General features: G+C 49.5%; 15 protein-coding genes, 2 tRNA genes and 2 other RNA genes. 1 reads left to right on the top strand and 18 read right to left on the bottom strand.

From position 1 onward, the window contains the following. Window positions 1-71: 71 nt before the first annotated feature. Window positions 72-470 (top strand): YjaA family stress response protein, encoded by a 399-nt coding sequence (locus GZ59_RS06810; RefSeq protein ID WP_039290806.1) that lies wholly within the window; start codon window positions 72-74, stop codon window positions 468-470. Window positions 471-484: 14 nt separating this feature from the next. Here the strand turns inward: GZ59_RS06810 and GZ59_RS06805 are convergent, their stop codons facing one another. The 18 genes from GZ59_RS06805 to sucC form a co-directional block, all read right to left on the bottom strand. After that, window positions 485-1,201, bottom strand: a complete 717-nt coding sequence (locus GZ59_RS06805; protein WP_011092961.1) for a DUF554 domain-containing protein — start codon at window positions 1,199-1,201, stop codon at window positions 485-487. 233 nt (window positions 1,202-1,434) lie between these two features. Continuing rightward, a non-coding RNA gene (locus tag GZ59_RS22705) (RtT sRNA) lies at window positions 1,435-1,562 on the bottom strand. 46 nt (window positions 1,563-1,608) lie between these two features. Continuing rightward, window positions 1,609-1,684 (bottom strand) — tRNA-Lys (locus GZ59_RS06800). Window positions 1,685-1,734: 50 nt separating this feature from the next. Further along, a non-coding RNA gene (locus GZ59_RS22700) (RtT sRNA) lies at window positions 1,735-1,863 on the bottom strand. 15 nt (window positions 1,864-1,878) lie between these two features. Beyond that, window positions 1,879-1,954, bottom strand: a tRNA-Lys gene (locus GZ59_RS06795). Window positions 1,955-2,129: 175 nt separating this feature from the next. Continuing rightward, entirely contained in the window at window positions 2,130-2,906 is a 777-nt protein-coding gene (gene cpoB / locus GZ59_RS06790) for a cell division protein CpoB (protein WP_011092960.1), read from the bottom strand. 9 nt (window positions 2,907-2,915) lie between these two features. Beyond that, window positions 2,916-3,425 (bottom strand): peptidoglycan-associated lipoprotein Pal, encoded by a 510-nt coding sequence (gene pal / locus GZ59_RS06785; RefSeq protein ID WP_011092959.1) that lies wholly within the window; start codon window positions 3,423-3,425, stop codon window positions 2,916-2,918. Between the two features lie 40 nt (window positions 3,426-3,465). Further along, complete coding sequence (gene tolB, locus GZ59_RS06780) at window positions 3,466-4,758, bottom strand: Tol-Pal system beta propeller repeat protein TolB (RefSeq protein WP_011092958.1); 1,293 nt, start codon at window positions 4,756-4,758, stop codon at window positions 3,466-3,468. A 138-nt stretch (window positions 4,759-4,896) separates the two neighbouring features. Beyond that, the gene (gene tolA / locus GZ59_RS06775; RefSeq protein ID WP_011092957.1) at window positions 4,897-6,084 is read right to left on the bottom strand and encodes a cell envelope integrity protein TolA; all 1,188 of its coding nucleotides are present in this window, start codon (window positions 6,082-6,084) and stop codon (window positions 4,897-4,899) included. A gap of 64 nt (window positions 6,085-6,148) precedes the next feature. Beyond that, complete coding sequence (gene tolR, locus GZ59_RS06770) at window positions 6,149-6,574, bottom strand: colicin uptake protein TolR (protein ID WP_011092956.1); 426 nt, start codon at window positions 6,572-6,574, stop codon at window positions 6,149-6,151. 12 nt (window positions 6,575-6,586) lie between these two features. Next, window positions 6,587-7,273 (bottom strand): Tol-Pal system protein TolQ, encoded by a 687-nt coding sequence (gene tolQ, locus GZ59_RS06765; protein WP_011092955.1) that lies wholly within the window; start codon window positions 7,271-7,273, stop codon window positions 6,587-6,589. After that, complete coding sequence (ybgC, locus tag GZ59_RS06760) at window positions 7,270-7,674, bottom strand: tol-pal system-associated acyl-CoA thioesterase (RefSeq protein WP_011092954.1); 405 nt, start codon at window positions 7,672-7,674, stop codon at window positions 7,270-7,272. The genes tolQ and ybgC overlap by 4 nt, the downstream gene beginning before the upstream one ends. Window positions 7,675-7,807: 133 nt before the next feature. After that, complete coding sequence (gene ybgE / locus GZ59_RS06755) at window positions 7,808-8,101, bottom strand: cyd operon protein YbgE (RefSeq protein WP_011092953.1); 294 nt, start codon at window positions 8,099-8,101, stop codon at window positions 7,808-7,810. Then, window positions 8,098-8,214 carry a cytochrome bd-I oxidase subunit CydX gene (gene cydX, locus GZ59_RS22695; RefSeq protein ID WP_011092952.1) on the bottom strand — a complete coding sequence of 39 codons (117 nt, stop codon included), beginning with the start codon at window positions 8,212-8,214 and terminating at the stop codon, window positions 8,098-8,100. The genes ybgE and cydX overlap by 4 nt, the downstream gene beginning before the upstream one ends. 16 nt (window positions 8,215-8,230) lie before the next feature. Further along, complete coding sequence (gene cydB / locus GZ59_RS06750) at window positions 8,231-9,370, bottom strand: cytochrome d ubiquinol oxidase subunit II (protein ID WP_011092951.1); 1,140 nt, start codon at window positions 9,368-9,370, stop codon at window positions 8,231-8,233. A gap of 13 nt (window positions 9,371-9,383) precedes the next feature. Next, complete coding sequence (gene cydA, locus GZ59_RS06745; RefSeq protein ID WP_011092950.1) at window positions 9,384-10,952, bottom strand: cytochrome ubiquinol oxidase subunit I; 1,569 nt, start codon at window positions 10,950-10,952, stop codon at window positions 9,384-9,386. A 732-nt stretch (window positions 10,953-11,684) separates the two neighbouring features. After that, window positions 11,685-12,557: a succinate--CoA ligase subunit alpha gene (gene sucD / locus GZ59_RS06740; RefSeq protein ID WP_039290803.1), complete on the bottom strand. Its 873-nt coding sequence runs from the start codon at window positions 12,555-12,557 to the stop codon at window positions 11,685-11,687. Next, entirely contained in the window at window positions 12,557-13,723 is a 1,167-nt protein-coding gene (gene sucC / locus GZ59_RS06735) for an ADP-forming succinate--CoA ligase subunit beta (protein ID WP_011092948.1), read from the bottom strand. The genes sucD and sucC overlap by 1 nt, the downstream gene beginning before the upstream one ends. Window positions 13,724-13,813 lie beyond the last annotated feature (90 nt).

The following is a 13,813-nucleotide window of genomic DNA, read 5'->3' as shown; positions in this document are numbered from 1 at the left end:
TATGCTTAAAATAATAAGGTGAAACGCGTGGGTCGTATTATCAGTTGAAGAGAGACAAGGAGAGAAATGGCATGGCCAGCCTCTATATCAGAATATATCGCGATACCCTGACCGTCAGAAACGTGGACACTAAAAAAGAGCTGACCGAGCAATCAGAAGTGCCTTTTACAACCACGCGCTTACTGCTCGGGCAGATGATTCCTGCGATGAAACTATTGGATCGACTTGCACGCAAGGTAGCGGCTAAACGACTGATCGATCTGTTCTACTCACACAACGTCATCATCCATGCCATGGAGATGAATGAAGGTGGCCATAGTCAGGTAGAATTTGCCAGCTATATTGAGCTAGCCAAAAGTATCAGCCCGCAAGGAAAGCATATTTATGTATGTAGCAAAAATGTGCCGCTTACCGACCAGGAGGTGATACAAATTTTTAGCGGCGACATGCCTTCGATCATCAGCCGCTAATCAGGCGCTGCGCTTTAGGCAAAGAACCGATGCCAGTACAGAGAGATAGGAATAACCAGAACCAAAGCAGGCAGAAAGTTAACTACCGCAAATGATTTGATCTGCGCAATCCTCAGCCCTACCGCAATCATGATAATCCCGCCACAGGCAGAAAAGTCGCCCATCGTGACCTCTGTCATAAAGGGCATAATCAATTGGGCAGAGAAGAACAACAGCGCTTGGACAATCATCTGTGGTATCGCAATCGACATCACAGCAAGGCCAAGCGTGATGGAAAAAATCAGCGCGGTAAAAATATCCAAAGCAGATTTAATAATCAGCAGTTGATAGTCACCGGTTAATCCTTCCGTCAACGCCCCCACCACACCGGTACCACTGGCGCAAAACAGAACGATTAACGCGGTAAAATTCTGCGAATAAACATCCTGCGGTAAGCGGTGCTCTGGTGCAGGCAGAACGCGGTTTAATCCTTTCTGAATCATCGTACCCGCCCACTGGACGCCGGACTCCATGCGTAGCAGTTCGCCTAACGCAACACCAATCACGATAGCCAGTGCCACCGCCGGCAGTTGCTGGACTTTAACAACCAGCGTGACACCCATTGCAATCGACACCATCGCAAACGCGGGAGGCAGACCATCCTGCAACCGCTGAGGAATAAAGCGACGTAAAGCAATACCCAGACCACTACCAATCAAAATAGCGGCACCATTAATCAACGGACCAATCATATATCTTCCTAAACAGGGCTATACGCGCTTCCCTGTGGCAATGACTCCATCCCTGCTCGATAGGATTAGAAAACAGTTCCTGACGGGTTATATAGTCCATAGAGAGGGTAAAGACCTAATATACTCCAAAGACTTAACGAGCAGGGAATGATAATGGGTTTTATCTCATCGACACGATACGTTCTGTATGGATTAAAGTGGATTGATTTGGGGAAGGAATTTTACTGCTGAAGTGGTGGGTCGTGCAGGATGACTCGACCTTCGGCCTCGCCCCTTCGGGGTCAACGCTAGCGCGTTGCTGTCTCGCTTCGCTCGGTTCGAACCTGAGCGCAGGTTTTCACCTACACGACACGTGTGGTATATAATTTAGAATGAATTTATTTGAGGAAGGAATTCTACTGCTGAAGTGGTGGGTCGTGCAGGATTCGAACCTGCGACCAATTGATTAAAAGTCAACTGCTCTACCAACTGAGCTAACGACCCGCAATGCGGAACTACTTGATACTTACTGATGCTACAACTACATTTGAAATTGGTGGGTCGTGCAGGATTACTCGTCCTACGGACTCGCCCTTCGGGCCAACGCTTTCGCGTTGTTCAAAATCGATACTGCCGATTTTGTCGAACCTTTCGGTTCTCATCCTTCACGGTTCAAAATCAATTATCAAACTTGAAATTGGTGGGTCGTGCAGGATTCGAACCTGCGACCAATTGATTAAAAGTCAACTGCTCTACCGACTGAGCTAACGACCCAATTTCATGCTGCTTTAGCGTTTTGCTGTTTGCCTTGGCAACGGCGGCACATATTACTGATTTAAATTTTCAGCGCAACCTATTTTCTTAAAAAACTGTTTGATTGCTTACTCTTAAGACGTTTAGGCACAAAAACCGCTCATGATGCGCAATTTTTGTGCCAATTAATACGGTATTACGATCCCGCTAAACGCTTTTGCGCCTGCTTTGCACTTTCCGTATTGGGGTACATTTTTACAACTTGCTGGTAAACGGCTTTGGCTTTATCAGCTTGACCTTTTTCCTGCATGATCACCCCAACCTTCAGCAAGGCTTCGGAACTTTTTGGTGACTTGGGATAGTTTTTAACAACATTGGCGAAATAGTACGCAGCATCGTCCTTTTTCCCCTTGTTGTAATTCAACTGACCAAGCCAATAGTTGGCATTCGGTTGATAGGTTGAATCCGGATATTTCTTGACAAATGCCTGAAATGCGCTGATAGCCTGATCGTACTGTTTTTTCTCCAGCACAAGCGCGGCTGCGGCATTGTAATCACTATTCGCATCACCCGTACTGGCCGGTGCCGCCGTATTGGCAGCACCGGTATCAGTACCCGCAGCAGCGGCAGGTGTGCCATCTGTCGTCGGTGTAGAAGATGATTGCGAACTTATTCCATCAATCTGCTGATAGATCTGTTTCTGCCGTTCAACAACCTGATTCAACTGATACTGACTTTCCTGAATCTGTCCACGGAGACTGTCAATGTCACGCTGATTATCAGAGAGCTGCTGTTGGAGTTGGGTTAAAAGCTGACTGTGAGCGTTAGAAATACGCTCCAATTGAGTGACACGGTCTTCGACCGAGCCTGAGCCGACATTACTGATTGGCGCTTGGGCAGTAGCGGCCCAAGGGACCGCTACGCCAACCAGTAACGACAGACCCAACAGGTGACGTCTGAAGTTACTGCTCATGCGATTCTCTTAATATACCAGAACGGCACGACGGTTTTTGGCATAAGCCGCTTCGTCATGACCGAGAACGGCTGGTTTCTCTTTACCGTAAGAAACGATAGAGATCTGATCGGAAGAAACGCCTTTACCCTGCAGGTACATTTGTACCGCGTTGGCACGACGTTCACCCAGAGCGATGTTGTATTCTGGCGTACCGCGTTCGTCCGCGTGACCTTCGATAGTCACTTTGTAAGACGGGTTGCTACGCAGGAATGCAGCGTGCGCGTCCAGCATCTGAGCGAATTCAGAGCTAACATCATACTTGTCCAGACCGAAGTAAACGATGTTGTTGCGCTGTAATTCTTGCATCTGCAAACGAGCTTGCTCAGAAGAAGACGCGTTGCCGCCGTCCATCATGCCGTTGTTGCCAGCACCCATGGATGATTGGTCATTGTCCGCGTTCTTGTTGGAGCTACAAGCGGCCACTGCCAGTACCGGCAGAGCCAACATCAGGCCTTTCAGCACTTTATTGAATTGCATTTCTTATGTCCTTTGACGAGTTTATTGTACATATCTGTACTTATAGATACGGCGACCAGGCAGGGAATTTAACCTGTCCATCAGTAGCCGGAAGACGCGCTTTGAAACGCCCATCTGTCGAAACCAACTGTAGCACTGAACCCAGCCCTTGTTTGGAGCTGTAGATCACCATCGTGCCATTCGGTGCGATACTTGGCGTTTCGTCCAGGAACGTGTCCGTTAATACTTGTACGGCACCCGTTACCAGATCCAGTTTGGAAATATGCTGAGCCCCACCATTAGAACTCACCGTTACCAAAAATTTCCCGTCGGCACTCACATCTGAGTCCTGGTTCTGAGAACCTTCCCAGGTCACACGCTGTGGAGCACCGCCGTTAGCATTAACTTTGTAAACTTGAGGACGACCAGCTTGGTCTGAAGTATAGGCCAAGGTCTGGCTGTCTGGGAACCAGGTTGGTTCCGTGTTATTGCTGCGGCCATCAGTCACCGGGCTGATTTGCCCCGATCCCAAATTCATCACATACAGATTCAGGCTACCGCTTTTAGACAGAGCAAACGCCAGTTTGCTGCCATCAGGAGAGAAAGAAGGTGCACCGTTGTGACGTGGGAAAGACGCAACTTGACGGATCGCGCCATTTGCCAGCGTTTGGATAACCAGCGCAGAGCGGCCACTTTCAAATGTCACATAGGCGAGTTTGCTGCCGTCTGCGGACCAGGCCGGAGACATCAGCGGCTGTGGTGAACGGTGAACGACAAACTGGTTGTAGCCGTCATAGTCCGCAACACGCAGTTCGTAAGGGAACTGGCCACCGTTGGTCTGCACGACGTATGCGATACGAGTACGGAACGCACCTTTAATACCACTCAGTTTTTCAAACACTTCATCACTGGCCGTGTGCGCAGCATAGCGCAACCACTGCTTGGTCACTTTGAATTGGTTCTGAGCCAGTACGTTCCCTGGGTTACCCGACGTATCAACGAGCTGATAAGAGACCAGATAGCTGCCATCGGCACTCGGTTGAACCTGACCAACAACAACCGCATCAATGCCCAACGCCGTCCATGCAGCAGGGGTCACTTCAGATGCCGTCGCAGGCTGCTGTGGCATACGGTTTGCGTCGATCGGGTTGAATTTACCGCTGTTACGCAAATCAGCACCCACGATGGCGCCTACGTCTTCAGGCGCAGCGCCCGGCCCAGCCCATTTAAACGGAACCACACCAATAGGGCGTGCAGAGTCTACCCCTTGGGTAATCTCTATACGTACTTCTGCGTGCAGCACAGCCGCCCACAGCATTAAAAAGCTTACTGCAACTTTCAGTACTTGCTTCATCTCATCTCCCTTATCTAGACGCAAAGTCTACGATAAATTAGCAGAATTTTAACAAAAACAAACCAATGTCAACAAAACAACATAATCTGGTTTATTTACCATCGTAATAATCTTAAATCTATTGGGTAAACAGCCCGGTTACTGCGGTTTAAAGTCTATTGGTGCATTTTTGAAAGCCTCATAAACATCCGTACTCGGTGGCTTCGGTATTTTGGCCTGTTTAGCAGCGGCAATAGCTGCCTGGCATAACGCTGGATCGCCGCCTTCAGCCGTGACATCAATCAGCAGACCATCTGGTGCCAGCTTAATCCGTAATGTACAAGTGCGCCCTTTGTAGAGCTGCCAGTCATAAAATTTGCTCTGAATAGCTGAGCGAACCTGACCACCATAACTATCAAGCGCCGCACCTGATGCACCGCTTTTCTTATTGTTACCTGTGCCCGCAGGTGCCCCACCGCCGGACTTCGGCGCATTTTTCGATGAAGCCAATCCACCCAGCAAGTCATCGACAGCGTTTTCCTGCTTAGCGGCCTCTGCTGCCGCTTTCTTTTTATCATCAGCGGTTTTCTTAGCCGCTGCGGCTGCTTCTGCTTTCTTCGTGGCTTCAGCGTCAGATTTTTGTTTAGCTGCCTCAGCCGCTGCTTTTTGCTTAGCTTGTTCAGCCTCTTTTGCTGCCTCTGCGGCGGCCTTTGCTGCTTCCGCTTTAGCGGTTTCTGCAGCCTTCTGCTTGGCGGCTTCAGCGGCTTTTTCTTTGGCCTCTTCTTCCGCCTGCTTCTTAGCAGCAGCAGCGGCAACAGCTTGTTTCTTCGCTTCGTCTTCCGCTTTCTTTCTGGCGTCCGCTGCCGCTTTCGTCTGCTGTTCAGCTTCAGCCTTCGCTTTTGCTGCGGCAGCTTCGGCTTGCTTCTGCTGTTCTTTTGCCTGCTGAGCCGCTGCTTCAGACTGTTTACGCTGTTCAGCCTGTTCCTGAGCCTGTTTTTTTGACTCTTCTTGCGCTTGCAGGCGTTCTTTTTCCAGCTCTTTCAGACGTTGTTGCTCAGCTGCTTGCTTCTGCTGGAGCTCTTCAGCCTGCCGTTCAGACTGCTTTTGGCGCAGCTGTTCAGAACGTTTGGCATCCGTCTGTTGCTGTTGTTGGCGGTTATACTGCTCCACCACAGCGCTCGGATCGACCATCACAGCATCAATTGACGAGCCCCCGCCGCCCCCGCTGGCATCCATCGTTTGCGTCGACGAACTCCAGAGCAGCAAAGCAATCAGTATGATGTGCAAAACAGCCGAGATAATAACGGCGCGTTTCAGCTTATCGTTTTGTTCGTTTGCCTTTAACACAAGCGATTCCCAAAAACAGTGTTGCCAGAAATAGGCTTAACGATCATTACCGTGATGCGCTCATTTAAATCGGTTGCGTCATCAAACCAACGGACTTTACGCCAGCTTGATGTAACAAATTCAACGCTTTAATGATCTCATCATAAGGAACATCCTTAGCGCCACCAATCAAAAAGACCGTCTTGGGGTTGGTTGCCAGCCGTGATTGCGCTTCGGCAACCACCTGCTCTGCCGGAAGCTGTTCCATACGGTTTTGCTCAACAACCAGGCTGTATTGTCCTACGCCTGAAACCTCTACGATCACAGGTGGATTGTCGTTGCTGGAGACCGTCTTTGAGTCCGTTGCATCAGGCAGATCCACCTCGACGCTCTGTGTGATAATCGGCGCTGTTGCCATAAAAATCAGCAACAGCACCAACAGCACGTCCAGTAGCGGAACAATGTTGATCTCGGATTTCAGCTCACGACGACCTCTGCGTACTCGTGCCATGATCCCCCCTGATTACTTGCTGTTGTCGATGGAGAATGCCTGACGGTGCAGGATAGCGATGAACTCTTCCGTAAAGTTGTCGTAGTTCTGCTCCAGTTTGCCAACACGCTGGCTAAGGCGGTTATACGCCATGACCGCTGGAATCGCTGCAAACAGGCCGATTGCCGTAGCAATCAAAGCTTCGGCAATACCAGGAGCAACCATTTGTAAGGTTGCCTGTTTCACCGCGCCCAGCGCGATGAAGGCGTGCATAATCCCCCAAACGGTACCGAACAGGCCGATATACGGACTGATAGAACCCACGGTGCCCAAAAAAGGAATGTGTGTTTCCAACGTTTCCAATTCACGATTCATTGAAATGCGCATCGCACGGGATGCACCTTCTACAACCGCTTCCGGCACATGGCTGTTAACACGATGCAACCGCGCAAATTCTTTGAAACCTGAATGGAAGATTTGTTCAGTGCCCGTCAGGCTATCGCGACGAGTCTGGCTTTCCTGATAGAGACGCGACAGTTCGATGCCCGACCAAAATTTGTCCTCGAAGGCCTCGGCGTCACGCGTTGCCGCATTTAAAATTCGGGTACGCTGAATAATGATCGCCCAAGAAGCGATAGAAAAACAGATTAAAATCAGCATGATTAGTTTAACCAGAAGGCTTGCCTTCAGGAACAAATCAAAAACGTTCATGTCAGTCACTGCTTGAACTCCGCGACAATAGACTTAGGAAGCGCAATAGGCTTCATTTGATGTGGATCGATGCATGCGATCAAAACTTCAGCATGGCTTATCAGGGTGCCATGAGTATTGAGAATACGCTGTGCGAAAGTCAGAGAAGCACCACGAAGCGAGATAACCTCGCTCTGCACTTCCAGCATGTCGTCGAGGCGCGCAGGGGCAAGATACTCCACCTTCATCCGACGAACAGCAAACGCGACATGCTCACTTAGCAAGACCTGCTGGTGAAAGTCGCGCTCACGCAACGCCTCAGTCCTTGCCCTTTCATAAAAGGCAACATAGCGTGCATGGTAGACAACACCACCAGCATCAGTGTCTTCAAAGTAGACTCGAACTGGCCAGCGAAACAACGAATTACTCACTCTACATCCCAGTAATGCATTAAACCTCGCTACTATACGCAAGAGAAATGAGGTTTGGAATGGATTGTGACAGCGGAGAGAAAATAATTATGGGCTGCAAGCAACCCATAACTAAATGGAATAGGGGGCTATTTTAGCCGAAGAAATAGTACAATCCTGCGCACAGGATCACAAAGGCGGGAAGTGGTGCGAAAAACGCGCGCCAAAGCAGACGGTGTGGACGAAAGCCAACGCCATGAACAACGCCAGCGCAAACAGCCCAAATCAACATCAGCCCCTGCCAAACAGCAAGTTCGCTGGTACGCGCAGCAAAACGCGTCGGATCCCAGAACACACAGCCAGCCAACAGCAACGCCATGATGAGGGAAAGAGCCCTTATCGGGCTCTTGTCCATCAGGCGATAGAGTTTATCGACCAGATCACTCATTGCTTATCTTCTTCAGCCGCTTTGCTTGCCTCACTCTGCTCAATAGCCAGGGCAGTGATGATCCCTAGTGAGCAAGCAAGAAGCGTTCCGAGTATCCAGGCAAAATACCACATAAATTAAGCTCCTTACTTAGTACATAGAGTGAGTGTTTTGCTCAACCTGCTCTTTGGTAATGCGACCGAACATCTTGTAGTAGCACCATGCAGTATAAGAAAGCACGATAGGAACGAAAATAATCGCAACCACTGTCATCACTTTCAGCGTCAGCAGGCTCGATGTCGCATCCCATACCGTCAAGCTGACGTTAGGCACCGTGACTGACGGCATGATGAACGGGAACATGGCGATCCCAGCCGTCAGAATCACACAAGCGATAGTCAGAGAAGAGAACAAGAATGCCCATGCCCCTTTCTCTACGCGCGCCATAAGAGTCGTCAACACCGGCAACACCACACCCAGCACAGGGATAGCCCACAATATCGGATGGTTATTGAAGTTAACCAGCCAGGCACCCGCCTGCTGAACAACTTCTTTACGCAGTGGATTAGACTCAGCGGCAGTGTTTATCGCAGACGTCACCACATAACCATCAATACCGTAAATCACCCATACGCCAGCCAGAGCAAACGCCACCATCATTGCTAATGCGGAAATCTGCGCAGCAGATTTGGAACGTACATGCAGGTCGCCCGTGGTACGCATCATCAGGTAGGTTGCACCCTGAGTAAGAATCATTGTCAGACTCACCACACCAGCCAGCAAGCCAAACGGATTCAGCAGTTGGAAGAAGTTTCCGGTGTAGTAAAGGCGCAGATATTCATCGACATGGAACGGTACGCCCTGCAACAAGTTGCCAAACGCCACACCAATGACAACCGGCGGGACAAAGCTACCAATGAAGATGCCCCAGTCCCACATTCCCCGCCAGCGTGGATCTTCGATTTTTGAACGGTAATCGAAGCCGACAGGACGGAAGAACAGTGAGGCCAGCACCAGAATCATGGCAATGTAGAAACCGGAGAACGCGGCAGCGTAAACCATTGGCCAGGCAGCAAACAGCGCACCGCCCGCAGTGATCAACCATACCTGGTTACCGTCCCAGTGTGGAGCAATGCTGTTAATCATGACACGACGCTCGGTATCTCCACGCCCCATCAGACGGACCAGAATGCCCACACCCATGTCAAAACCATCAGTGATAGCGAAGCCAATCAGTAAAATACCGATCAACAGCCACCAGATAAAACGTAAGACTTCATATTCAAACATAGTGGACCCCTGTTTACCGTGCTTCCTGCGCAGCCGCTATAGGTTGTTCAAAATGGTAACGCCCCGTTCTCAGGCTGCTTGGCCCCAAACGTGCATATTTGAACATCAGATACATTTCTGCGACCAAGAAGAGCGTATACAGACCACAGATCAGCGCCATTGAGAACAGAATATCCCCTACTGTCAGTGATGACGTCGCGACAGCCGTTGGCAGAATTTCACCGATGGCCCAAGGTTGACGGCCATATTCAGCCACAAACCAGCCAGCTTCGATAGCAATCCACGGTAGCGGGATACCATATAGTGCGATACGGTGCAGCCAGCGTTTCTGACCAATTTTGCCACGCAGTACGGTCCAGAAAGACAGGCCGATGATCAACAGCATCAGAATGCCGCAGCCAACCATGATACGGAAGGAGAAGTACAGCGGCGCAACGCGTGGGATAGAATCTTTAACCGCCTGCTTAATCTGCGTTTCTGTCGCATCAGAGACTTTCGGCGCATAGCGTTTCAGCAACATACCATAGCCTAAATCTTGCTTAGACTGCTCGAACGCTTCTTTTATTGCAGGGTCGGTATTACCCGCGCGTAATTCTTCCAACAACTGGTAAGCCTTCATGCCATTGCGAATGCGCACTTCATGCATCACCATCAGCTCTTTCAGGCCTGTGACTTCTTTGTCAGTAGAACGGGTGGCAATTAACCCCAGAGCATAAGGAATCTTGATGGCATAGTTATTTTCCATCGTATCCTGGTTCGGGATGCCGATCAGCGTAAAGGATGCTGGAGCAGGTTGTGTTTCCCATTCGGCTTCAATCGCTGCTAGTTTGGTTTTCTGCACGTCACCCATTTCATAGCCAGATTCATCACCCAGTACGATAACAGACAGAACAGAAGCCAGACCGAAGCTTGCTGCGATAGCAAATGAACGCTTGGCAAACGCAATATCGCGGCCTTTCAGCAGATAGTAGGAACTGATGCCCAGAATGAACATTGCGCCAGTACAGTAACCTGCTGCCACCGTGTGAACGAATTTCACCTGAGCGACCGGGTTCAGCACCAGATCGGCGAAGCTCACCATTTCCATACGCATGGTTTCGAAATTGAAATCCGATGCGATGGGGTTTTGCATCCAGCCATTGGCGACGAGAATCCACAGTGCAGAGAAGTTAGAGCCCAGTGCGACCAGCCAGGTCACGGCCATATGTTGCACTTTTCCTAAACGGTCCCAACCGAAGAAGAACAAGCCAACAAAGGTCGATTCCAGGAAGAATGCCATCAAGCCTTCAATAGCCAGCGGCGCACCGAAGATATCCCCGACGTAGTGAGAGAAATATGACCAGTTGGTCCCGAATTGAAACTCCATGGTCAATCCGGTAGCGACCCCCAGAGCGAAGTTAATTGCAAATAACTTGCCCCAGAATTTGGTCATATCTTTATAGATTTGTTTGCCGGACAGCACATATACCGTTTCCATAATCGCCAGCAAAAACGCCATCCCCAGCGTTAATGGTACGAATAGAAAATGGTACATTGCGGTTAAGGCAAACTGTAAACGAGACAGTTCGACTACATCAAACATTTTGACTCCTTGCTCCTCGCAGGAAGGGATTAGCTTGCAAACGCTGGCAAGCCGCCAAACATCCGGCCATGACACCCAAAAAGAACACAACAAAAATTGCTTTAACGCAGGCTGTAACAAACGCTAAAAATACCGTTCACCGAGGCAGTCACATCGCGACGCCCCGACAGCAAGCTCAAGATAAATCACAAGTATTACAAATAACGTACCCCGTAAGGAGGTAGCCGTATATTACGCCTGTAATCCCCTACAATAAATAGGTTTTTACGTGACCTAGACTAGGTTTTTGGCTTCAAATCAACTTTCCCATCAAACGGCGCGAAAGACGATAATTGACCTCGCGCAATTTAAGCCTATTTCGTAAATTATATCCAGATGCATTTTTTGATCTAAAACAATTTAACGCTTTTCTCGTGATTGGCGCGTTGCATTAATTTCTTTATTACACCCATTGTTAATGTGATGTGAATTTTAGGTTTAATTCACATTAATTCAGCAATATATATTTTACTTTCCGCTATCGATTATTTACATACAATAAAACGCATTTTCTTTATTCTGTTTTCTGTATGATTTTTCTAATTTTATTACTTATTCTTCCGTTTATTTATTTTTTCTGGGTTGTTCTGGATATTAACGATATTTTCTCATATTTTATCCTCTTGAATGTAATCATTTTTTGCATAAAAAAAGCCACCCGAAGGTGGCTAGCGAGTTTAATCGAATAATCGATTAACGTGCTAATATCGCTTTTACTGCATCGCCGATATCCGCAAGGCTGCGAACGGTTTTAACACCCGCCGCTTCTAACGCTGCGAATTTATCATCGGCAGTACCTTTACCACCGGCAATGATGGCGCCAGCATGGCCCATACGCTTGCCTTTCGGTGCCGTAACACCCGCGATGTAGCCAACGACAGGTTTAGTTACGTGCTCTTTAATGTACTCCGCCGCTTCTTCTTCTGCCGTACCACCGATTTCACCAATCATGACGATGGCTTCTGTCTGTGGATCCTGTTCAAACAGCTTCAGAATATCGATGAAGTTGGAGCCTGGGATCGGGTCGCCACCGATACCGACACAGCTGGACTGACCCAGCCCAGCATCGGTCGTTTGCTTCACGGCTTCATACGTCAGTGTACCTGAACGAGAAACGATACCGACTTTACCCGGCAGGTGAATATGGCCCGGCATGATGCCGATCTTACATTCGCCCGGCGTGATCACCCCTGGGCAGTTCGGGCCGATCATGCGCACGCCGCTCTGATCGAGTTTCACTTTCACCGTCAGCATATCCAGCGTCGGAATACCTTCGGTGATACAGATAATCAGTTCGATACCTGCGTCAATCGCTTCCAGAATGGAGTCTTTACAGAACGGTGCAGGAACGTAGATAACGGATGCCGTTGCGCCCGTCGTTTCTACCGCCTCACGCACCGTATTAAATACAGGCAGACCCAGATGTTCCGTGCCGCCTTTACCTGGCGTCACACCACCGACCATTTGCGTACCGTAAGCAAGTGCTTGCTCAGAGTGGAATGTCCCCTGACTACCGGTAAAACCCTGACAGATAACTTTGGTATTTTTATTAATCAGAATGGACATTATTTATCTCCCGCTGCTGCAACAACCTGCTGAGCCGCACCCGTCAGGCTGGTGGCGGCAATAATATTCAGGCCGCTATCCGCCAGTTTCTTGGCTCCAAGTTCTGCATTGTTTCCTTCAAGACGCACAACAACCGGTACGCTAACGCCCACTTCGGCTACCGCGCCGATGATACCGTCAGCGATCAAATCGCAACGTACGATGCCACCAAAAATGTTAACAAAGACGGCTTTTACCTTGTCGTCAGACAGGATAATTTTGAATGCTTCAGTTACACGTTCTTTCGTCGCGCCACCACCAACATCGAGGAAGTTAGCAGGAGAACCGCCGTGCAGTTTCACGATGTCCATGGTACCCATCGCAAGACCCGCGCCGTTCACCATACAGCCGATGTTACCATCCAGCGCAACATAGTTTAGTTCCCACTGTGCCGCATGCGCTTCACGGGAATCTTCCTGGCTTGGGTCACGCATTTCACGCAGCTCAGGCTGACGAAATAGTGCATTGCCGTCCGCGCCCAGTTTGCCATCCAGACAGATCAGATCGCCCTGCTTAGTGATAACCAGCGGGTTGATTTCTACCAGCGCCAGATCGCGCTCAAGGAACAGCGTCGCCAGACCCATGAAAATTTTGGTGAACTGGGCAACTTGCTTGCCGCTCAGACCCAGCTTGAAGGCCAGCTCGCGACCCTGATAAGGCTGTGGGCCTACCAGTGGATCGATAGCAGCTTTGTGGATCAGTTCCGGCGTCTCTTCCGCAACTTTTTCAATTTCTACGCCACCTTCAGTGGACGCCATGAACACGACACGACGCGTGCCACGGTCAACAACCGCGCCCAGATAAAGCTCTTTGTCGATATCCGTTGCCGCTTCAACCAGAATCTGATGAACCGGTTGGCCCTGTGCGTCAGTTTGATAAGTAACGAGCTTTTTACCCAGCCAGTTTTCAGCAAAAGCGCGAATGTCTTCTTTGTTGCTGACCACTTTAACGCCGCCCGCTTTACCGCGACCGCCTGCGTGAACCTGACATTTTACGACCCACGGACCCGAGCCAATCTTAGATGCGGCTTCTTCTGCTTCACGCGGTGTAGTACAGGCATAGCCGGTCGGTGCCGGTAAACCATATCGAGCAAAGAGTTGTTTTGCCTGATACTCGTGTAAATTCATGATGTTCTATCCATTTAGGTTTGGAGATAAGTCGGCAGACGATTTTTCATCACCGAATCTTTCGGTAGAGAAAAACGCCATAAACTCTCT

The sequence above is a fragment of the Pectobacterium atrosepticum genome (assembly GCF_000740965.1).
GTDB classification, from domain to species: domain Bacteria; phylum Pseudomonadota; class Gammaproteobacteria; order Enterobacterales; family Enterobacteriaceae; genus Pectobacterium; species Pectobacterium atrosepticum.
The sequence above is the reverse complement of the archived record's forward strand: the minus strand, read 5'-3'. Positions and strand labels throughout refer to the sequence as shown.